This window comes from Chitinimonas arctica (assembly GCF_007431345.1).
GTDB lineage: Bacteria > Pseudomonadota > Gammaproteobacteria > Burkholderiales > Chitinimonadaceae > Chitinimonas > Chitinimonas arctica.
This window is the reverse complement of record NZ_CP041730.1, coordinates 786,046-805,554: the sequence shown is the minus strand read 5'-3', so window position 1 is coordinate 805,554 and position 19,509 is coordinate 786,046. Positions and strand designations below refer to the sequence as shown.

The window sequence follows — 19,509 nt, the reverse complement described above, 5'->3', positions numbered from 1 at the left end:
TCAGGTGGCCAGTGTCCAGAGCGACCAGGCAGCCTAATGCTCCCCCATCGTACCTACCAAGGACGGTTTCGACACGTCCTCGGTTGCTGGTCGTAAATATTCAGGATTGATGCTCGATGACCCTCGACTTCTCCACTTTGGAAGTCCTCCGAACCCACAACCCGGCATGGCGGTTATTGCGCTCGGACCATGCGCCATTGGTGGCGAGTTTTCTGCATCGCGTGTTCGTGGCACCGAACGTACGGGGGAAGGCAGCAGCGGACCTGGCCGAGGCGCTGGAAGATGAACTATATGCCTTGCGGTTGCAGTTGGGCGAGAAGGGCGAGACGGCCTTCCCCAAACCCGCACTCGAGTATCTGAACGACTGGGCAGCACCCGACAGGCGTGGCTGGAGAACCGCCGCATCATGGACATCCTGCATGGCATCGAGAGCAAGGCGCTGGCCCTGCGCGAGTCGCCGCCACCGGGCAATGTGATGGAGATGGCCGAGGCGCAGGCCGACATCGAGCTGGCGATGGAGCGCCCCTTGTTCACGCCGGCGGTGAAGCCGGTGATTACCGACCTGGCTTTGCAGGCAGGCGAAGAAGACATCGATGCGCAAGCGCTGTTCGATCAGGTGGTGCTGGACAAGGCTCACCTGATCCGCCACATCCACCACGCTTTACAGGACAAGGCGCAGATCACCTTGAGCGAGCTGGTGGCAACCCAGCCCTTGCAACAGGGCTTGGCTGAGTTGGTGGCCTACCTTGGTGTTCATAGCAAGTTCATTGAATCACATCGCTCTGTGCTGGCCGAGTTGCTTGATTTGAGCTTGCCAGTTGAGGGTATGGACTTGACGAAAACCGGGGTGGGTCAGTTTTCCGCTCGATATGGCTTTCTGGGGAAGCCAATACGAATTCGTTCCCGGATTCTGGATCCGGGCGTTCAAGTGGTGCCGGGTATCTCTTGCCCCGATATCACATTGGATGCGGACAGCTTTAGCCAATTGAAGCTGGAAGTTCGGCGGGTGTTTATCACGGAGAACGAAACCAATTTCCTGGCCTTTCCATGTGTATCCGGCTCAATGATTGTTTTTGGCTCGGGATATGGCTGGGAGGCGTTGGCTAAAGCGCGTTGGCTTGAGCGATGCGAGGTCTACTATTGGGGTGATATTGATACTCACGGCTTTGCCATCCTGGATAAACTACGAAAGTATTTTCCCCACGTCACGTCGTTGTCGATGGATCGAGACACCTTGCAGGCCTATTCCGAGTTATGGGGTATTGAGGATAAGCCGCAGTGTATCGATCTACACCGGCTGACCAGGGAGGAGCACGAGTTGTATAACGATCTGCGGGACAACCGTATCCGCGCTAACTTGCGGTTGGAGCAGGAACATATTGGGTTTGACTGGGTACGGGCCAGGCTTGACCTGCTGCGTTAAGTTTTTAAAGATTCCCTGGAGAACAAGACACCCAGAGTCTACCATTCGCTTCTGGTCGGGTTTCGTAGCGACCTCAAACCGACATGGAGACGACTATGCGCATTGTGTCGAGCGCGCTTTTGCTCGCGCTGGCCACCGGACTAATTTCGTTCTCCACCCAAGCCAAGGAAACCCAGAAATCAGACGCCCAGATTAGGCAAGCTATCATGCAGGAATCGAAAGCCGGTTACCCGGGCAATTGTCCCTGTCCTTACAATGCAGATGCCCGGGGGCGCAGTTGTGGCAAGCGTAGCGCCTGGAGCCGTGGGGGTGGCTACGCACCGATCTGCTATGAACGTGAAGTGACCAAGGATATGATTGCCCAATACCGTCAACGGGAAAACTGACAAGCCTTTCCGCGCGGGAATCATTTTGAAGTGCCGCGTGTTTCCCCTTTTCGATCTCAGCGGTGAGGTATGGAAATACTGTGGGGGCACTTCGGTGTATTGCGGCTTTGCCATTCATTCGGGATGAGAATTTTTTATGCATATTGATGCCCAGCCATATAGCAAAGCCCAAGCGATACATTTCGGCTCGGATATCCATAGCGTTGAATGGCAAGATGGGCAGCTGCAAGTTCTGGTGGCGCGTGAAATACTGGCAAGCAAGCAAATATCTGGCTTGCTGATTCAATTCGAATGCGCTACGGGATTCCGATTGCTCGATGAGCTTGATTTGGCGCGTTATTGGAGCGCAACAAATTTCCCGCTCGGCCATCACGTCCTGAAAATCAATGGTGGTGGTTGGTCCGCTGAGGAAAATAATCTGCAAGGGTTCGATACCGGCCGAACCGAATGGCTGATTGTTACGGGGAATGGCTGCATGAGTATTTTCTCTCAAGGCGATCCGAAAATTGAAAACGTTGAAGTAGACGGTTATCCATAATGTTCAATCGGCCTGGCATATATGTTTCCAGGAAGGTCACCGCCGCAGGCAGCAAGCATTTCGAAGTGATCTTTGCATGGCAACCGCGCAGTTCCGCCACAACGTCCCTGAATACGCCCTCCGGCAAGAGGCCTTGGAAGAAAGCAGGCAGCAAGGTGCCTTGTGTAGTCGAGAAGGCGCCATTGAAAACGCGTGCCGTGTAGGCTTTCCACAGCGACCATTGTGTAGTGGTCAAGTATTTTCGGACACCGCGATATGACTTTTTGCTGCGGTTGCCTGCTCGTTGTCCACTTGAAATTCCCCCTGCCATGGTGTTAGAGTTCACTTTCCTTAGAGAGCCAGACCCAAAATGACCACGCAACTTTGCACCTTCAATCGCAACACCGCTACGCCGCAGGGCGAGCGCGTGGCGTTGGCCATTTTCGTCTAGCCTCTTGAGCTTTCGCTCGGGAGGCCGTTGCCTTCCGGGATGATGTACCAGAACCCCGGTTGGCCTGCTGCCCACCGGGTTTTTTTGTTTTCGGGTTTACCACCCGCAGGAGTTTGTAATGCGCACCTATGACAAGTTGATCGCCACGATTTGCACTGGCCAAGGGACCGGGAGCTTGCGCTCGTCCTTTGGCATGGCATCGGCGTTTGGCGCGTGCGTATCGCATGGCGCCTGCGCCACCGCGCAAGACACGGCATAGCCTTTCCATACCATTGTGTCTGGAAGGCCTCTAGCGCCTTCCAGGTAAAACAAAACCCCTGGCAGGCGTCCCCTGACAGGGGTTTTGTCTTTTTAGGTGGTACATCATGGAAACCAGAAAACGTAGAAACATCGGCATCATCGCGCACGTCGACGCAGGTAAGACGACAACGACCGAACGCATCCTGTATTACACCGGCGAACAACATCGACTGGGTGAAGTGCACGACGGCGCGGCCACGATGGATTTCGACCCGCAGGAGCAAGCGCGCGGCATCACCATCAATAGTGCGGCCACCACGGTGTTTTGGCGCGATCACCAGATCAATTTGATCGATACGCCGGGCCATATCGACTTCAATATCGAGGTCAACCGCTCGCTGCGCGTGCTCGATGGCGCGGTCGTCGTGTTCGACGGCGTGGCGGGTGTCGAGCCGCAGACCGAAACCAACTGGCGCTTGGCGGATAAATACCGGGTACCGCGGATTGCCTTCGTGAACAAGCTGGACCGGGTGGGCGCGGACTTTTTCCGCGTGGTCGAAATGATCGAGCAGCGGCTGGATGTGGTGCCGCTGGTATTGCAACTGCCCATCGGCGCGGAAGGCGACTTCCGTGGCTTGGTCGATCTTGTGGCGATGCAGGCGCTGGTCTGGACAACGGCGGATGCCGAACCGTACGAATCGCTGCCGATTCCGGCCGATATGCTCGAAATGGCGCTGCGCTATCGACAGTTGCTCGTTGAATTGGCGGTGGAACAGGACGATGCCCTGCTGTCGCGCTATCTGGACGGACATTTGCCGTCGCTTGAGGAATTGCAGCGCTGCATCCGTAAAGGCACGCTGTCGGGCACCTTCGTGCCGGTCGTATTGGGGTCTGCGTTCAAGAACAAGGGCGTGGAATCCTTGCTCGACGCGATGGTGGCCTACTTGCCGGCGCCGGAAGAGATTGAGCAGGACATCGGGACGGACGTCGATAAGCCGTTCGCCGCCTTGGCATTCAAGGTGGTGCACGACGATCATGGCATATTGACCTTCGTGAGGGTGTATCGAGGGCAGCTGGAAGCCGGTTCGACGGTGCTCAATGCCAACACCGGCAAGCGTGAGCGTGTGTCTCGGCTGTATGAGATGCATGCGGACCGCAAGCAGGAAAGGCAAAGCGTCCGGGCCGGCGACATTGCTGCGTTTAGCGGCTTGAAGGCGACCGCAACCGGCGAAACGCTCACTGATCCGGATCACCCGCTGGTGTTGGAGCGGATCGTCGCGCCGGAGCCGGTGATCGATGTGGCGATTGAACCGAAGACGCGGGAGGACCAGCAGAATCTGTTCAAGGGCTTGCATACGCTGGTTCAGGAAGACCCCAGCCTACGGCTGAGGCAGGACCATGATTCCGGGCAGACTATTTTGTCCGGTATGGGTGAGCTGCAGCTGGAGGTCACGCTGGAGAAGCTGCGTAGCCGCTACCGGGTGGAAGTGTCGAGCAGCAAGCCGCAGGTGGCTTACCGCGAAACGTTCGTCAAGATGGTGGAGGTGCGGCATGTCTATAAGAAGCAGACGGGCGGCCCCGGGCAATTTGCCGAGGTATTGCTGCGCTTCGAGGCGCTCCCTCGTGGCGCGGGTGTGCAGTTCGAGAACCGTATCAGCGGCGGCGCAATCCCACGCGAGTTCATTCCCAGCGTGGAGTCGGGCATCCGCAACGCGGCCAAGAACGGCGTGCTCGCGGGCTATCCGACGGTGGACTTCAAGGCTACCTTGCTGGACGGTAGTTACCACGATCGCGATTCATCGACGCTGGCTTTCGAGCAGGCTGCGACCGCCGCCTTCCGCGAAGCCGTGGCCAAGGCCGGCCCAGCGCTGCTGGAACCGGTGATGGCGGTCGAGGTGGTCACGCCAACGGACCATGTCGGTGACTGTATCGGCGATATCAACCGGCGCCGGGGCTTGGTGCGGGGCCAGGAGCTGCGGGGCAGCCGTGCGGTAATCGACGCGTATGTGCCATTGGAGGAGATGTTCGGCTACATCGGTAGCTTGCGGGCGCTCAGCTCAGGCCGCGCCAGCTTTACGATGCAGTTCGACCACTACGAGGTGGTGCCGGGCAATATGACCGCGGAGTGGGTGGCATAGCGGCATAGTTTTACTTCAACAAGGGCGAGCACGTTGTGTTCGCCCTTTTTTAACGCTCGCAATACTGTTTCAATCCAGCCAGGCGCTTGCGCACAACGCGCCGAAAATACACGACAGCAACGGCGTCCACTATAGGCTTGAGCAATCCTTTTCTGCCTTGGATCAGATAGCGGAATCTCGCATGTGTCCGTCCATCTTCAAGCTCATCGAATATCCATGAGCCGGCAAATTTTTTCAATAGGGCAGGGCCGCTCACCATGGCGATGCTCGCCCGGCCGGGAGGATCGACGTTTACGAACTCGACCACCATCTCCATGCCCAACCTGGAACGCACGAGGACCCGGGTGCCGACTTGCGCGGCGTAGTCGCCGCCGCCTATGACTTCGAGGCGATCAGGGAAGGGGTCCCAGTCGAAGCGCACGCTGTAGTCCTGCGTAATCTGGTAGACGCGCGCTCGCGGCGTGGCGATATCGATACTGTCTTCAACTATCGGCATACTCGGCGTTCCGGCGGAAATTTCGTGTTCGCCGACACTATAGCGCACCTTGAAATATTGATAGAAACGTCAATATACTACATTATTGTATTGACGAAATTATAGGTAAAGACCGTGCCGCTGCTGGATCTGTTGATTGAGGAATGCCATCGCCAGGGAAAGTCGGAGCGTGCACTTGCTCTGGCTGCTGGCCTGTCGCCCGAAACGCTGTCTCGGCAGAAGAGCACGGGTGCTACCAAGGTTCGCGACCTGGAGAAGTTACTGGCTGCGCTTGATGTGCAGCTTGTACTGTCTGCTGATGGTGTCCCGGTAGGGGGAAGCACCCGGGCAAGGGACAAGAAAACGTTCAGGGATAAGTACCCTACCTTGGTGTGGTACAAATCAACGGCCGAACCCGCAGTGTTGATTCGCGCTGCGCTGGTGCAACCCAAATTTCAAATGCTGCTCGATGCTGCTGTGTATTTCGGCTTGGATGCCGTTGAGAAGGAATGGGCTGCCCTGATTGCCGGCGATGACGAAGAAGCCAAGCGGGCAGCGCATATTACCGATCGGTTGTTAAGGAATATTCGTCTTGGATACGAGCAAGCTCAGGCCTGATACGCAGCACCTTTGGGAAACGCTCCGGTGGCATTCGGGGCTCCGTGGATTTGTCCTGATCGGTGGGACTGCCCTCGCGCTCCGCATCGGCCACCGCCTCAGCGAAGACCTGGATTTTGCCTACAACGGTAGAAAACTCCCTAAGCGCCAGATTCAGGCCATGGTGCGGGATCTTCAGCAGCGCGGTACGGCATTGGTACTCAATCAGCCAGCAACTGAAATTGACGAATTCATCAACGCAGGATTGGATCTGTACGACTTTCAGCAGAATTTTGATGGCAATGAGACGGTAAAGGTCTCCTTGGTCTGCCTTGATACACCTGCAAACTCGATCCTGAAGGGCACGCCGGACGACATGCTTCGTGTCGCTACCCTGGACGAGATATTTGCGCTGAAGGCCTTGGTGGTTGCCAGTCGATCCAAGACTCGCGACTGGTTTGATTTATACGTGCTGATGACCCGTCACGGCTACTCCGCGGCGGATTTCTTGCGGGCTTTCCATCTGCATGACGCAGACCATCTGCTCGATTCCGCGGTGATGCGGCTGCGCCATGCCAAGCCTGCAATTGCGGATGCGGGATATGACGCGCTCCTGGAAGACGCACCCTCGCTTGAGACGATGCGTGACTTCTTCAATGCCACCCTCGATGAGTTGGAGGCTGAGCGCAGTAGGGCTGTCTTCACTCGTACCAGGTGACGAAATTGTCACTGACAATCCCATACACGGGATAAGCAATCGCCTAGTCAACCAGGCAGCCCAGAGCGGTGCGCTGGGCTGCCGTAGGGGCTACGCGCAGACTTCCCGCATCAACACCAATTTTTAAGGCATCTGCGTGAAATTCACCGGTAGCCACTGATAGCCGGCCCCGCTTTTTTTCAGTCGACCCATGCCAGGAAACTGTATATGCGTGGCGGCGACGATGACTCCGTCCTTTGCAGCCTGGGCAAAGACTTTCTGGCGCATGGCGGCGGCTTCCTTGGCGCGCGAGTCGAACGTTACCGTTATCTCGGGTTTGTCCAGCTGCACTGCGGCGACGTGGATCAAGTCACCGACAACCAGCATTTTTTCGCCTTGGCTTTCAACGAGATAGGATGTGTGGCCGGCAGTATGTCCATAGGTGGAATGGGCTGTCAGGCCGGGCGCCAATTCGCCATCACGGCTAAAGGTCCGCAGCTTGTTGGCCGCCTTGTAAGGACCAAGCGAAGCGACCGCGCCTTGGAAAAAGCCTTTGGCTTCGGCCGGTGCCTGTTCCAGGTTCTTTGGGCTCAGCCAGTAATCCGCCTCTGCTTGATCGACGTGTATGTTGGCATTGCTAAAAGCCATTTCTGTATTGCCCATCACGCCGCCGACGTGATCGGGGTGCAGATGGGTAATGTAGATGTCGTCAATTTGCGAAGGCTCATAGCCGGAGGCCTTGAGATTGGCGATCAACTTGCCCAGGGTAGGTCCAAACAGGCTGCCGGCGCCGGCATCGATCAAGATCAGCTTGTTGCCGGTATTGACCAGGTAGGCATTCACCGAGGTTTCCAGCGGTGCTTTCAAAAATGATTTTGCCAGGGCTTCGGTGGTTTTCTGTTCCGGCGCCATAAGAATTTTATCGACCGGCAGTTTGACCGTGCCGTCGCTGAGCGCGGTCACTTCGAACGCCCCCAGCATGCTGCGGTAATAAGCGGGTGCGGAAGTTTTTACCATGGGCGCGGCTGCAAATGCGACGCTGCTGCTCATGCCAAATGCCCCGGCGATAGACAGATGCAAAGCAGCACGAGCCAACTTGTGGAATGTGTTTTTGATCATATTCACTTTCTTTGGTTATTCGCCAGCCGTTGTTGATGGGTGCGATACTATTTCTTTGCGAAAATCGATACAGTCCGTCTAATTGCAAACCATCTTTGCGTTTTTCGCAAAGCTTAGCCGGGCCCTGCCATGTTTGATGCCATACAGATTTTCTTGGAAGTCGTCCAGGCAGGCAGCCTCTCAGCAGTGGCGAAAAGGCACGATGTGGCCGTCTCGTCGATCTCCAGAAAGATGGACGCACTGGAGGCAGAGCTGGGCATCAAATTATTTCACCGTAGTTCAAGGCGCTTGCTGCTGACCGATTCGGGAGAACAATTTCTGCCCCGAGCCAGGAACATCGCGGCAGAGCTGGACGATGCCAGGCAGGCGATGTCCGAGTTGAATGGCGACCCGCGTGGCTTGCTGACCGTGACGGCGCCCTCCGCATTCGGCAGGCGTCATATCGCACCGGCGGTTGCCGTTTTTTTAAGCCGGTACCCTTTGATGGAAGTTGATTTGCATGTCAGTGACGAAATCGTCGACCTGTCTAAGCAAAGGGTAGATGTCGCGGTGCGCATAGGCGTGCTTCCCGATAGCGATCTGGTGGCCACCACGCTGGCGCCGCTACACAGGCTGACCTGTGCCAGTCCGGCCTATTTGGCGCGGCATGGCCGACCCGCTACCCCACAAGACCTGCTCCAGCACAATTGCCTGGCGGTGGCGACGCCCCCCGTGCCCGCGGGATGGTGGTGTTACCCCGGCGTAAATCGCGAAGCGCCGCTGCCTATACGGGGCAGCTTTCGCTCGGACGACACCGAATCCCTATTGCAGGCGGCACTGGCCGGCATCGGTATCGTTCATCTGGCAAGCTGGATGGTTTGCGATGCGATGGAATCAGGGCAGTTGGTCTCTATTTTTCCTACTTATTACAGCGCTCAGATGAAGATACGGCCCGGTATACACGCGGTACGTATGCCGGGCCGTTCACATGCCGCGAAAGCGCAGCTATTTATTGCCCATCTGCGCAATGCTTTTGGGGAGCCGGCTTATTGGGACAGGATACTGAATTAGCCATGCATAGGGCTGGATCTACATCGCATAGGTACTGATGAGATTGCCGACTACGTTTTCCTTCTTGGCTTTTTCAATGCCGGCGTTGAGTTTGTTGATAAAGTCCGCTTTGTATGGCGCGGCATTCTTGGCGCTAAAGCCGACAAATGCGTCCTCGCTGGAAAGCTGTACCGTGTCGTTGAGTTTGAGCGCCTTCACCTCGGCGGCGGCATTGGGCGCGGCCTTCATCTTTTTAAGCGCGTAATAAATCGATAGGCGATCGTTGGCATAGCATCCGATGCGATTGCTGGCCAGCTTGGCAAGGTTCGCGTCGGTGCCTTTGACTTCCACGATCCGTGCCGTACCGGCTTTTTGCGCGGCAAGTATGCTATCCGACAGCACGAAACCCGCGTTGACCCCGATGGCGATGTCACCGAAATCTTCGGGGAATTTCTTGCGCGGCTTGCTCATGCTTTGTTCATTGCACACGATCACGATGGTTTCGGTATACATGGAAACTGAATAGGGCTGGATATAAGCACGCTCTTTACGCAAATATGGCGGGAACAGCGCCATGGCTTCGCCGCTTTCCAGCGTGGCTAAGCCGCGCTTCCACGGCACGGGCTTGAGTTCCACCTCGTAGCCGTCGAGCTTGCCGGCGGCACGCTTGAGAAAATCGACATAGATTCCTTTGAATTGCCCCTGCTCGACATAGGAGTAGGGGGGATAGTCATCGTCGCCGTAAAGCACCACTTTTTCGGCGGCCTGAGCGGCCAGCGGCAAATAAAGAGATGCAATAGCAAGGAAAATCGTCGTTCGCATGGCTGGAACCTCGGCGGATGGGATGTCGGGAACAAATCCGGCGCCGATAAGCGAGCGCTGGCTGTTTTGCTATAGGCAGGATGAGTCCAACTTGGCGAACTCCCGGATGAATGGTGTTGAGGGTGCTTTGAACAAGACGCAAGTGAGCAATTGCCTGCGATCCCACCGCTCACGGTATCGGGACGTCCAGAAAGCGCCTCCGTACCAACCGAAAAACCGCCGGAATCACCAGCATCGATAGTAGCGGCGCGGTAATCATCCCCCCCACCATGGGTGCCGCAATCCTGCTCATTACTTCGCTTCCGGTCCCACTCCCCAGCAGAATGGGCAGCAAGCCCCCCAGAATCACCGCTACCGTCATGGCCTTGGGCCTCACCCGCCGGACCGCGCCTTCACGGATGGCGTCGTCCAAACTCTCGGCGGACAATATCGACGCTTCGGCTTCGCGTTCCGTCACGGCCTGTTTAAGGTAAAGCAGCATTACCACGCCAAACTCTGCGGCTACGCCAGCCAGCGCAATAAAGCCGACGCCGGTAGCCACCGAAAGGTTGTAACCGAGCAGATAGAGGAACCAGACCCCACCCACCAGGGCGAAGGGCAGGGTGGCCATGATCAGGACGGCCTCATCGAGACGGCGGAAGGTCAAGTAGAGCAGCACAAAGATGATCAGCAAGGTAGCCGGCACCACCAGCTTGAGGCGAGCCTTGGCGCGTTCCAGAAACTCGAATTGGCCTGAGTAGCTAAGGCTAATGCCAGGCTGCAGTTTGACCTCGCGATCGATTGTGGTGCGGAGGTCGGTGACCACCGAAGCAAGATCACGGTCGCGCACGTCGATATAGACCCAGCCGGACGGTCGGGCGTTTTCGCTCTTGAGCATGGGCGGGCCTTCGCTGACCTTGATCTGCGCGACGGTACCCAGCGTGATCTGCGCACCCGCTGGCGTCAGGATGGGTAGGCTACGCAGACCTTCCAGCGAGTCACGGATTTCGCGCGGGTAGCGGACATTGATGGGAAAACGCGCCAGGCCCTCCACCGTCTCGCCGACGTTGTCCCCGCCGATGGCGCTGGCGACTACCGACTGCACATCGGCGATATTCAGGCCGTAGCGGCCGGCGGCCATTCGGTCGATATCTACATCGATATAGCGGCCACCGGTGAGCCGCTCCGCCAACGCCGACGATACGCCCGGCACGGTCTTGGCGACCCGTTCGACCTGCTGCGCGATCTGGTCGATCGCGGCCAGATCGCTGCCCGCCACCTTCACCCCGATCGGGCTCTTGATACCGGTGGCCAGCATATCGATACGGTTGCGGATAGGCGGCACCCAGATATTCGACAGCCCCGGCACGTTCACTACCTTATCGAGTTCATCGACCAGTTTTTCCGGCGTCATGCCCGAGCGCCATTGCTCGCGAGGCTTGAAACGGATGGTGGTCTCGAACATCTCCATCGGCGCCGGGTCGGTGGCGGTTTCGGCGCGGCCGGCTTTGCCGAATACGGTCGCCACCTCGGGCACGGTCTTGATCAGCCTATCGGACTGCTGCAACAGCTCGCCCGCCTTTGCCGCCGACAGGCCGGGCAGTGCCGAAGGCATATAAAGCAGATCGCCCTCGTCAAGCGGTGGCATGAACTCGCCGCCCAGCCGGGCGAGGGGCCAGATGGTGGTCGATAAGGCGAGTACGCTGATTGCCACGGTGAATTTAGGCCAACGCAACACCAGGTCCAGCACCGGTTTGTACAGCCGGACCAGTACACGGTTGAGCGGGTTCTGCTGCTCATCGGGGATGCGTCCGCGTATCCAGTAGCCCATCAATACCGGGATCAAGGTCACCGACAGGCCGGCTGCCGCCGCCATCGCATAGGTCTTGGTAAACGCCAGCGGACCGAAGAGCCGGCCCTCTTGCGCTTCCAAGGTAAATACCGGAATAAAGCTGAGGGTGACGATCAATAGGGAAAAGAACAGCGCGGGGCCGACCTCGACCGCCGCAGCGGACATCACTTGCCAGTGGTGGCCGCCCTCCAGCGTCTGATCGGGATGCCGATGCTGCCAGGCTTCGATGTGCTTGTGCGCATTTTCGACCATCACCACGGCGGCATCCACCATGGCACCGATGGCGATGGCAATACCGCCCAGCGACATGATATTGGCGTTCACCCCCTGCCAGCGCATGACGATAAAGGCTGCAAGGATCCCCAACGGCAGGGCGACGATGGCGACCAGTGCCGAGCGCAGGTGCCGGAGAAAAAGGGCGCAGACCACCGCTACCACCAGGAACTCCTCCAGCAGCTTGTGGCTGAGGTTTTCCACCGCCCGGTCGATCAATTGGCTGCGGTCGTAGGTCGGCACGATCTCCACGCCCGCCGGCAGGCTTTTCTTCAGCTCGGCCAGCTTGGCCTGCACCGCTGCCAGGGTGGTTCGGGCATTCTTGCCTGAACGCAGTATCACCACCCCGCCTGCCACCTCACCCTCGCCGTCCAACTCGGCAATGCCGCGCCGCATCTCGGGACCGAGCTGCACCGTGGCCACCTCCCCCAGCCGTACCGGCACGCCCCCGCCGGCCACCAGCAGGGGGATGGCGCGGAAGTCGTCCAGGGTTTTGAGATAGCCGCTCGCCCGCACCATGTATTCGGTCTCGGCCAGTTCCAGCACGGCACCCCCCGTTTCCTGGTTGGCCTTGCGGATCGCTTCGATGACCTGTTGGTGAGGGATGCCAAAGGCGGCCAGCTTGGCTGGGTCGAGCACCACCTGGTACTGCTTGACCATGCCCCCGATGCTGGCGACCTCCGCCACATTGGGCACGCTCTTCAACTCGAATTTCAGGAACCAGTCCTGCAGCGCCCTGAGCTGGGCCAGGTCATGCTGGCCGGACCGGTCGACCAAGGCGTACTCATAGACCCACCCCACGCCGGTGGCATCCGGTCCCAGCGACGCCCTGGCCGTGGCAGGCAGCTTGCCCTGCACCTGATTCAGGTATTCCAGCACCCGCGAGCGGGCCCAATAAAGGTCGGTGCCATCCTCGAACAGCACATAGACAAAGCTATCGCCAAAGAAGGAAAAAGCCCGCACCGTCTTGGCGCCGGGTACCGACAGCATGGTGGTGGCGAGCGGATAGGTGACCTGGTTCTCGACGATGCGCGGCGCCTGGCCTGGATAGCTGGTACGAATGATCACCTGCACATCCGACAGGTCCGGCAGTGCATCCAGCGGGGTGGTCCTGACCGCCCATATGCCCCAAGCGGCCAGGAAAAGCGTGGCCAATAGCACCAGGAAGCGATTGGCGATGGACCAGCGGATCAGTTTTTCGATCATGGCCGGGCTCCCTCGATGGCAGCCGCGCCGTCCAGGCGTGCGACTGCGCCGATCAGGCTGGCTTCGGAATCGATCAGGAACTGGCCGGAGGCGACCACTTGCTGGCCCGCCAGCAGCCCCCTGCGTATCTCGGTCTTGTCGCCGACTTCGGAGCCCAGCTCGACTTCCACCGGCTGGAAGCGGTTTCCGTCAAGGGCGACGATCACGACATTGCGCTTGCCGGTTCGGATCACGGCTTCGGACGGAACAATCAAGGCCGGCGTGGATTCGCCTGCCGCCAGTTGCAATTGCGCAAACATGCCAGGCTTGAAACGGCCTTTGGCGTTGGACATTTCCACCCGTACCCGTAGCGTACGGCTGTCGGCATTGGCCTCGGGCAAGATGGCGATCACCTTGCCCTTGAAGGCTTCGCCGGGATAGGCGGCGAAGCGTGCAGCCACCGTTTGGGCCAAATTGATCTGCCCTGCTTGTGCTTCCGGTACCGCTGCTTCCAGCCAGACGGTAGCGAGACCATTGACGCGGGCCAGGGTCATGCCGGCACTCAAGGTCATTCCCATGCGGACTTCCAGGGTCTGGATTACCCCGGCAATGGGCGTGGCAATGGGCGTCACCGCATGCACCCTGCCGGTTTTTTCCACCAGGGCGATCAGTCCCTCCGGCATGCCAGTCAGGCGCAGGCGCTGGCGTGCGGCCTCCAGCAGGCTTCGGTCGCCGCTATTGGCCAGCGCCAGGAATTCGGTTTGTGCGGCAGCCCATTCGGGTACCAGCACGTCGGCCAGGGGGGCGCCGGCAACGACTACGTCCCCCGGCGCCCGAGCGTAGACGCGCTCCACAAATCCGCCGCTACGGGCCTGCACCACCGCCACGTCTCGCTCGTTGAACTGCACGCTGGCGACCGCGCTAATCGTTGGCGACATGCTGGCCCGCTCGACTTTGGCCAAGCGCATACCCAGGTTTTGGCGGACGCCCGGATCAATCCTGACGCCAGCCGTAGCGCCGACCTCGTCGGCGTACTTGGGTACCAGCTGCATGTCCATGAAGGGCGACTTGCCGCCTTTGTCGAAGTGCTGGTCGGGCACCATGGGGTCATACCAATACAAGGTTTTGCGCTCCGGCGCCGCGCCGGTGGCAACGGCGGACAGGTCCGCCGCCGGGCCAGCCATGCGCTGTTGCGCCAACCAGTAGCCGCCGGCTGCGCCTACGGTGGCAGTGGCCAGCACCGCGGCAAGGATCTTGAGGGTTTGGGTTGTCATTATTCGTTTTCCCCATAGGTGAAGTGCAGCCGCGTAGCCAGTTGGGCACGTTGGCTATCGAGGTCTATGGTTTTCAGGCGGACGTCGATCAGTTCGCGGCGGGCGGCTAGTACGGCAGTGAGATCGACCTTGCCGGAGCGGTAGCTGGCGGTCTGCAGCAGCACCTTTTGCTGTGCCAAGGGTAGAAAGTCGTGCTGCTGCCGCGAGATGGCTTGATCAAGCCGGCCGTACTCAGCCAGATCGGCTGCGAGCAGCTGCCGATGCTCGCGCAGCAGGGCCTCGCGCTCGGCTGCTACACGGCGCAGCTCGGCCTGCCTGGCGGCGATCTGCGGGGTTTGACGGGTGGACTGGAAGATCGGCAGATCAAAGCTGAACTGCACCGACACCATATCGCCAAACTGCGCGGCACGACGCTGGTAGGCGATTTCCACGCCCCAGTCGGGCCGCTTGCCCGCTTCGGCTTCCTTGAGCTGCGCTTCGGCCAGGGCCGTTGTCGCAACGTACACCGCCAGCTCGGGGTGTTGTTGCAACCGCCCTTGCAGACGATCGGGCCCGACGGGGTAGCTGGGTGCCTCGCCTTGCAGCGCCTGGCTGGCTTCCGCGCCGACCCAGCGGACTAGCGCCGAATGGGCGAGGGCCAGATCACGCGACAGTTCGTCGCGCCGCTCGGCCAGCATGGCAGCCTCTTGCCTGGGGCTGAGCACGTCCGCTGCCGTGCCGCGACCGCTTGCCAGCTGTGCCCGAACCACGTCGGCCAGGAGCCGGTTCTCGTGTGCCAGGTCATCGAACAAGGCCTGCTTGCGTTCCAGGTAGTAGCGCTTGAGCCAGGCCAATGCCGCTTCGCGCCGCACGGTGAGCGTTGTCAATGTGCGCTCGATCTCGCTGCGCGCCAGGGCGGCATCCGCAGCATCCACCCGCGCCTGGCGCTTGCCGGCATTGGGTACTTCCTGCATCAGGCCGATCTTCTGCATCGTCATGAAGTCGCGCTTCAACCGCCAGCGATCGGTACCCGAGACAGGGAGGTTGTCGATCCCTATCGACAATTTGGGATCGGGCAAGGCGCCGGCCGAAATCGCCGCGGCACGGGCCGCATCAATACCGGCACGCTGCGCCGCCAGTTGCGGGGCATTGCGCTCCGCGGCGTCCAGCGCGGCTTGAAAACTCAAGGGGGCAGCCTGCGTGGCCAGGGATAGTCCGGAAAGCACCAACGCGGCAGCCAAAGGCTGCCAAGGGGGCAAGGAAAACATGGTCCAACTCCGAATTTGCGTCGCGCCGCCCGCTAGCGATGGCTGGCGGGCAAGGCGCACGAACGCCAGCCGGCAAGGCCGCTGGCACGTTCTTCAGGGAGTCAGGCTTGGCGGGGAGGGCGCCACAGGCCGGCAGGGGCGGCTGTGGGCAAGTGATCGGCTTGGGTGCCGATCATGGGGGAGGTGTTCTGGACGGGGATAAACAAAGCCCTTACGCCGGCTTGCCCGAAGCTGCCGGTCTTGCATTCCTGGCCTGCCTTGCAAGGACTGCCTGCTTTGTCCATGGTGGCTGCATCGGCACAGCAGTCCATCTTTGCCATGCCGGCTTGTAGGCTTGCCATCGCAGAACAAGGTTGCCGCACCGGGCCAGCCGCATCCGCCCAGCTGGCCAAAGGCAGGCAGAAGGCGATCAACAGCAGCAGGAAGTGGCGGAACAGCGGTTGCATGGTGCGATTGGTCAGACGATCTGGCTCAAAGTTGCTTTGTTGAATTGTAATCGGCTTTCGCGCTACATGGTGAATCGCCCGCGTTACCCCATGGTTTCTGCGAACCACCCTGTCAGGAAGTCCAGCATTGTCCGCAAAGTCGCCGAGAGCTGCTGTCGGGAAGTGTAAATACCATGGATCCCCATCGATTGCGGCCGATAGTTCGGCAATAGCGATACCAGCTCGCCGCTGGCGAGCAGGGGCGCGGCCGAGAAAAGCGGTTGCAGCGCGATGCCCGTGCCGGCGATGGCGGCGTGCAAGAGCACCACGGAGTCGTTGGCGGAGAGATTGCCGCTCACCGGGACATTCAAGGGTTGGTTCTCGTGCTCGAAGGTCCAGAGGCTCTTGCCGAAATACGAATAGGTCAGGCAGTTATGCTGCGCCAGGTCTTCGGGCCGTTGCGGGGTGCCATGGGCCTGGAGGTAGGCGGGCGCCGCGCACACCACCGACTCGCATATCGCCAGTGGCCGCGCGATGACGTTCGGGTCGAGTTGGTTGGTGATGCGTATCGCCAGGTCGATGCGTTCGGCAACCAGATCGACCGCCCTGTTGCCTATCTGAAGATCCACGGATGTGCGTGGGTGGCGCTTTAGATAAGTGGCTACCGCCGCTGCCAGCGAGGCTTGCCCCAAGGACTGGGAGCAGGCTATCCGTAGCATGCCGTGGGGTTCGTCCGGCTCGGCGTCGGCGACCACCGGAATGGCTTCGGCGATGGCCAGCATATCGCGGCACCTTGCCAGGGTGGCTTCGCCGGCGGCTGTCAGGCCCAGCCTGCGGGTCGTTCGATGCAGTAGGCGGGCGCCCGCCCACTGCTCGATTTGCGCGAGATAGCGCGTCACCATGGCTCGGGACATATCCAGTGATTCGGCGGCTTTGATCAGGCTGCCGCGCTCGTTGATGGCGATAAAGACTTGTGCGGCGACAATGCGATCCATGATTCGATCTAATAAAGAAACAAATAATTGATTATTCTGGGGTTTTTCGTTCGATTTGCGCAACTTATTATGCGCACCATCTCATCACCATCCAGAAAAGAAGTTCAGCATGATTCGCCCGTCCCTCCTTGCTTCCGCGCTCGTTTTCTTCGCCAACCTGCCGGCTGCCGCCGCAGCCTTGTCGCTCGATGTATATAACCCCGGCGCCAAGTCCATGTTCCCGGTCGCATCGGAAATCGTCAGCGGCGAGTCCGATGCCGTGCTGATCGACGCGCAGTTCCAACGCAACGATGCCGAGGCGCTGGCGAGCCGTATCAAGGCAACGGGTAAGCGGCTGACGACCGTTTATGTTAGCCATGGCGACCCGGATTATTACTTCGGGCTTGATGTTATCCGGGCCGCCTTTCCCGCTGCGAAAATCGTGGCGAGCGCGCAGACGGTCGCGGCGATCAAGGCTTCGATGGACGGCAAGCTGGCTTACTGGGGCCCCATCCTGAAGGACAAGGCACCCAAGGCGCTGGTGCTGCCGGAAGTGTTGCAAGGCGACAAACTGATGCTCGAAGGCCAGGCACTGGAGATCAAGGGACTGAATGGCCCCAGCCCGGAACGTAGCTACGTGTGGATTCCCTCGTTGCGTACCGTGGTGGGCGGTGCGATCGTCTATAGCGGCGACCATGTCTGGGTTGCCGATACCCAGACCGCGCAATCGCGGCGGGATTGGCGAGCCACGCTCGCGAGCATAGAAGCACTCAAGCCGACCGCGGTCGTGCCGGGCCACTTTCTTGGCGCCGCACCGAAGGGGTTGGGCGCGGTGAAGTTCACCGCCGCCTATCTGGATCGCTTTGAAAAGCAGGCCGGCCAAGCCAGGGACAGTGGCGCGCTGATCGCGGCGATGAAGCAGGCGTATCCCGAATTGGGCGAGGTCTCGTCGCTGGAGCTGAGCGCCAAGGTGATCAAGGGCGAGATGAAGTGGCCGCAGTAAACGGGGCCGTATCCGGTATATCCCAGGATAAAGAGACCACGATGATGACCTTGCACTTTATCTTCGATCCGCTGTGCGGCTGGTGCTATGCCACCGCGCCGCTGGTGGCGGCGGCCGGCGAGGTCGCCGGGCTGCGCATCGCCTTTCACGGCGGCGGCATGATGGTCGGCGACCATCGCCGTCCCATTACGCCGCAGTGGCGCGATTACGTGCTGCCGCATGACCGGCGCATCGCCCAGCTTTCCGGACAGCCGTTCGGCGACGCTTATTTCGAGGGTTTGCTGCGCGACACCGGCGCGGTGATGGACTCGGCGCCGCCTACCACGGCCGTGTTGGCGTGCGAGGACATCGCCGGCCGTGGCGTGGCGATGATCCATAGGCTGCAGCGGGCTCACTACATAGAAGGCCAGCGTATTGCCGAGCCGGATGTGCTGGTAAGGCTGGCAGTTGATCTCGGCCTGGATGCGGCGGCATTTCGCGAGGTCTATGCCCGTTTGAGCGGGGCGGCGACCGAGCGTCACTTCGACGCCAGCCGCCGTTTGCTGGACAGGGTTGGGGGACGGGGATTTCCAAGCTTCGCGCTGGAGTTGGACGATGGCGCGTTCAAGCTGCTCGATGTCGGCCCCTGGCTCGGCAAGCCGGAGCGATGGAAAACCTTCTTGATAAGGGAAGGTTCTGTTCGCTCCCGGTCTTAGTTGATAAGCGGCCTTGCTTCCGCGGGGGTGAACTCCAGCTCCAAGGCGCCGAGCGTTTGCTGGTCTATCTCTATCCAGAAGGCGAGCACGGGTTTGTCGTCTATCAATTGCGGACAGGAAACGCGGTGGACATTGACGCCCATGCGCCGCAGCAAGCGCTCGTTGCCGACCGCGGAGAACGCGATCAAGCGTTCGGCACCATGGCTTGCCGCAAGTGCAACGGTCTTGGCGACCAGGCCGCGGGTGTTTTGCCAGGATTCGGCGCTGCTGAGGTTTTTACCGGTCGGAGCGCTGACTGCGAAGCGCGACAGCTCCCATACCTCGGGCGAGCGCGGTAGCGGGATGTCGCCCATCAAGTCCGGAAATACCTCGCTCAGCAAGTAGGGGCGGGTGGTGGGTAAGAGCCTGCTGCAACCGCAGACTTCGCCATTGTCGGCATGGGCCACCACGTAGATCGTATCCGCGCGGTCGAAAGCATCACGCTCCAATCCGTCCCGTGCCGGCAGGGGCCAGCCCAGCGCTTCGACAAATACCTTGTGCCGATAGGCAGCCAATGCCTGTTCCAGCTCTGGCTTCAATTCCCGACGTGTTCCCGTAACTGTATTTAACATGTTGCGTTGACCTGGATTGATGCGGTGCACTATTACAAGTGATAGCTGATACAGATGACAGCTGCCCGTTCCGACGGGTTGACAGGCTGTACAAGCT

19 protein-coding genes are annotated in these 19,509 nt (G+C 59.8%); 10 read left to right on the top strand and 9 right to left on the bottom strand.

Annotated features, from left to right (window positions below; translation table 11 throughout):
* Window positions 1–116 precede the first annotated feature (116 nt).
* The 5 genes from FNU76_RS25160 to fusA all read left to right on the top strand — a co-directional run bounded on the left by FNU76_RS25160 (window position 117) and on the right by fusA (window position 5,155).
* The gene (locus FNU76_RS25160; protein ID WP_373279707.1) at window positions 117–476 is read left to right on the top strand and encodes a DUF3375 family protein; all 360 of its coding nucleotides are present in this window, start codon (window positions 117–119) and stop codon (window positions 474–476) included.
* The gene (locus FNU76_RS24990) at window positions 407–1,423 is read left to right on the top strand and encodes a DUF3375 family protein (protein ID WP_308418607.1); all 1,017 of its coding nucleotides are present in this window, start codon (window positions 407–409) and stop codon (window positions 1,421–1,423) included. Before FNU76_RS25160 ends, FNU76_RS24990 begins: the two co-directional genes overlap by 70 nt.
* Before the next feature lie 95 nt (window positions 1,424–1,518).
* A complete protein-coding gene (locus FNU76_RS03525) occupies window positions 1,519–1,809 on the top strand; it encodes a hypothetical protein (RefSeq protein ID WP_143856424.1) in 291 nt (96 codons plus the stop codon).
* A gap of 136 nt (window positions 1,810–1,945) precedes the next feature.
* A complete protein-coding gene (locus FNU76_RS03520) occupies window positions 1,946–2,347 on the top strand; it encodes a hypothetical protein (protein ID WP_143856423.1) in 402 nt (133 codons plus the stop codon).
* Window positions 2,348–3,142: 795 nt separating this feature from the next.
* Window positions 3,143–5,155 carry an elongation factor G gene (fusA, locus tag FNU76_RS03510; RefSeq protein WP_143856422.1) on the top strand — a complete coding sequence of 671 codons (2,013 nt, stop codon included), beginning with the start codon at window positions 3,143–3,145 and terminating at the stop codon, window positions 5,153–5,155.
* A 49-nt stretch (window positions 5,156–5,204) separates the two neighbouring features.
* On the opposite strand, the gene FNU76_RS03505 is transcribed toward fusA, so the two are convergent.
* Window positions 5,205–5,651 carry a type II toxin-antitoxin system RatA family toxin gene (locus FNU76_RS03505; protein ID WP_143856421.1) on the bottom strand — a complete coding sequence of 149 codons (447 nt, stop codon included), beginning with the start codon at window positions 5,649–5,651 and terminating at the stop codon, window positions 5,205–5,207.
* Between the two features lie 114 nt (window positions 5,652–5,765).
* Here FNU76_RS03505 and FNU76_RS03500 point away from each other — a divergent pair, with 114 nt between their 5' ends.
* Together FNU76_RS03500 and FNU76_RS03495 are read left to right on the top strand one after the other, a co-directional pair.
* Window positions 5,766–6,248: a hypothetical protein gene (locus FNU76_RS03500; RefSeq protein ID WP_143856420.1), complete on the top strand. Its 483-nt coding sequence runs from the start codon at window positions 5,766–5,768 to the stop codon at window positions 6,246–6,248.
* Window positions 6,223–6,945, top strand: a complete 723-nt coding sequence (locus tag FNU76_RS03495) for a nucleotidyl transferase AbiEii/AbiGii toxin family protein (RefSeq protein WP_179958331.1) — start codon at window positions 6,223–6,225, stop codon at window positions 6,943–6,945. Before FNU76_RS03500 ends, FNU76_RS03495 begins: the two co-directional genes overlap by 26 nt.
* 123 nt (window positions 6,946–7,068) lie before the next feature.
* Here FNU76_RS03495 and FNU76_RS03490 read toward each other — a convergent pair whose 3' ends face one another.
* Window positions 7,069–7,941, bottom strand: a complete 873-nt coding sequence (locus FNU76_RS03490) for an MBL fold metallo-hydrolase (RefSeq protein ID WP_308418606.1) — start codon at window positions 7,939–7,941, stop codon at window positions 7,069–7,071.
* A gap of 231 nt (window positions 7,942–8,172) precedes the next feature.
* On the opposite strand from FNU76_RS03490, the gene FNU76_RS03485 reads away from it, so the two are divergent.
* Window positions 8,173–9,093, top strand: coding sequence for a LysR family transcriptional regulator (locus FNU76_RS03485; protein ID WP_143856417.1), 921 nt, complete (start codon window positions 8,173–8,175; stop codon window positions 9,091–9,093).
* An 18-nt stretch (window positions 9,094–9,111) separates the two neighbouring features.
* On the opposite strand, the gene FNU76_RS03480 is transcribed toward FNU76_RS03485, so the two are convergent.
* The 6 genes from FNU76_RS03480 to FNU76_RS03455 form a co-directional block, all read right to left on the bottom strand.
* Window positions 9,112–9,894 (bottom strand): substrate-binding periplasmic protein, encoded by a 783-nt coding sequence (locus FNU76_RS03480; RefSeq protein ID WP_143856416.1) that lies wholly within the window; start codon window positions 9,892–9,894, stop codon window positions 9,112–9,114.
* A 169-nt stretch (window positions 9,895–10,063) separates the two neighbouring features.
* A complete protein-coding gene (locus FNU76_RS03475) occupies window positions 10,064–13,204 on the bottom strand; it encodes an efflux RND transporter permease subunit (RefSeq protein ID WP_143856415.1) in 3,141 nt (1,046 codons plus the stop codon).
* A complete protein-coding gene (locus tag FNU76_RS03470; RefSeq protein WP_143856414.1) occupies window positions 13,201–14,457 on the bottom strand; it encodes an efflux RND transporter periplasmic adaptor subunit in 1,257 nt (418 codons plus the stop codon). The genes FNU76_RS03475 and FNU76_RS03470 overlap by 4 nt, the downstream gene beginning before the upstream one ends.
* On the bottom strand, window positions 14,457–15,704 hold the full coding sequence (locus FNU76_RS03465; RefSeq protein ID WP_143856413.1) for a TolC family protein: 1,248 nt from the start codon (window positions 15,702–15,704) through the stop codon (window positions 14,457–14,459). The genes FNU76_RS03470 and FNU76_RS03465 overlap by 1 nt, the downstream gene beginning before the upstream one ends.
* A gap of 101 nt (window positions 15,705–15,805) precedes the next feature.
* Window positions 15,806–16,150, bottom strand: coding sequence for a hypothetical protein (locus FNU76_RS03460; RefSeq protein WP_143856412.1), 345 nt, complete (start codon window positions 16,148–16,150; stop codon window positions 15,806–15,808).
* Between the two features lie 83 nt (window positions 16,151–16,233).
* Complete coding sequence (locus FNU76_RS03455) at window positions 16,234–17,124, bottom strand: LysR family transcriptional regulator (RefSeq protein ID WP_143856411.1); 891 nt, start codon at window positions 17,122–17,124, stop codon at window positions 16,234–16,236.
* Window positions 17,125–17,233: 109 nt separating this feature from the next.
* On the opposite strand from FNU76_RS03455, the gene FNU76_RS03450 reads away from it, so the two are divergent.
* Together FNU76_RS03450 and FNU76_RS03445 are read left to right on the top strand one after the other, a co-directional pair.
* On the top strand, window positions 17,234–18,106 hold the full coding sequence (locus tag FNU76_RS03450; protein WP_143856410.1) for an MBL fold metallo-hydrolase: 873 nt from the start codon (window positions 17,234–17,236) through the stop codon (window positions 18,104–18,106).
* 41 nt (window positions 18,107–18,147) lie between these two features.
* Window positions 18,148–18,801, top strand: a complete 654-nt coding sequence (locus tag FNU76_RS03445) for a DsbA family protein (protein ID WP_143856409.1) — start codon at window positions 18,148–18,150, stop codon at window positions 18,799–18,801.
* On the opposite strand, the gene FNU76_RS03440 is transcribed toward FNU76_RS03445, so the two are convergent.
* A complete protein-coding gene (locus FNU76_RS03440) occupies window positions 18,798–19,412 on the bottom strand; it encodes an acyl-homoserine-lactone synthase (RefSeq protein WP_143856408.1) in 615 nt (204 codons plus the stop codon). The genes FNU76_RS03445 and FNU76_RS03440 overlap by 4 nt on opposite strands.
* Between the last annotated feature and the right edge of the window lie 97 nt (window positions 19,413–19,509).

What these genes read in the sequence shown, in the direction of transcription:
- FNU76_RS25160 (WP_373279707.1), top strand. Translation starts at nt 117, where the DNA reads ATGACCCTCGACTTCTCCACTTTGGAAGTCCTCCGAACCCACAACCCG.
- FNU76_RS24990 (WP_308418607.1), top strand. Translation starts at nt 407, where the DNA reads ATGGACATCCTGCATGGCATCGAGAGCAAGGCGCTGGCCCTGCGCGAG.
- FNU76_RS03525 (WP_143856424.1), top strand. Translation starts at nt 1,519, where the DNA reads ATGCGCATTGTGTCGAGCGCGCTTTTGCTCGCGCTGGCCACCGGACTA.
- FNU76_RS03520 (WP_143856423.1), top strand. Translation starts at nt 1,946, where the DNA reads ATGCATATTGATGCCCAGCCATATAGCAAAGCCCAAGCGATACATTTC.
- fusA (WP_143856422.1), top strand. Translation starts at nt 3,143, where the DNA reads ATGGAAACCAGAAAACGTAGAAACATCGGCATCATCGCGCACGTCGAC.
- FNU76_RS03505 (WP_143856421.1), bottom strand. Translation starts at nt 5,651, where the DNA reads ATGCCGATAGTTGAAGACAGTATCGATATCGCCACGCCGCGAGCGCGC.
- FNU76_RS03490 (WP_308418606.1), bottom strand. Translation starts at nt 7,941, where the DNA reads ATGGTAAAAACTTCCGCACCCGCTTATTACCGCAGCATGCTGGGGGCG.
- FNU76_RS03485 (WP_143856417.1), top strand. Translation starts at nt 8,173, where the DNA reads ATGTTTGATGCCATACAGATTTTCTTGGAAGTCGTCCAGGCAGGCAGC.
- FNU76_RS03480 (WP_143856416.1), bottom strand. Translation starts at nt 9,894, where the DNA reads ATGCGAACGACGATTTTCCTTGCTATTGCATCTCTTTATTTGCCGCTG.
- FNU76_RS03475 (WP_143856415.1), bottom strand. Translation starts at nt 13,204, where the DNA reads ATGATCGAAAAACTGATCCGCTGGTCCATCGCCAATCGCTTCCTGGTG.
- FNU76_RS03470 (WP_143856414.1), bottom strand. Translation starts at nt 14,457, where the DNA reads ATGACAACCCAAACCCTCAAGATCCTTGCCGCGGTGCTGGCCACTGCC.
- FNU76_RS03465 (WP_143856413.1), bottom strand. Translation starts at nt 15,704, where the DNA reads ATGTTTTCCTTGCCCCCTTGGCAGCCTTTGGCTGCCGCGTTGGTGCTT.
- FNU76_RS03460 (WP_143856412.1), bottom strand. Translation starts at nt 16,150, where the DNA reads ATGCAACCGCTGTTCCGCCACTTCCTGCTGCTGTTGATCGCCTTCTGC.
- FNU76_RS03455 (WP_143856411.1), bottom strand. Translation starts at nt 17,124, where the DNA reads ATGGATCGCATTGTCGCCGCACAAGTCTTTATCGCCATCAACGAGCGC.
- FNU76_RS03450 (WP_143856410.1), top strand. Translation starts at nt 17,234, where the DNA reads ATGATTCGCCCGTCCCTCCTTGCTTCCGCGCTCGTTTTCTTCGCCAAC.
- FNU76_RS03445 (WP_143856409.1), top strand. Translation starts at nt 18,148, where the DNA reads ATGATGACCTTGCACTTTATCTTCGATCCGCTGTGCGGCTGGTGCTAT.
- FNU76_RS03440 (WP_143856408.1), bottom strand. Translation starts at nt 19,412, where the DNA reads ATGTTAAATACAGTTACGGGAACACGTCGGGAATTGAAGCCAGAGCTG.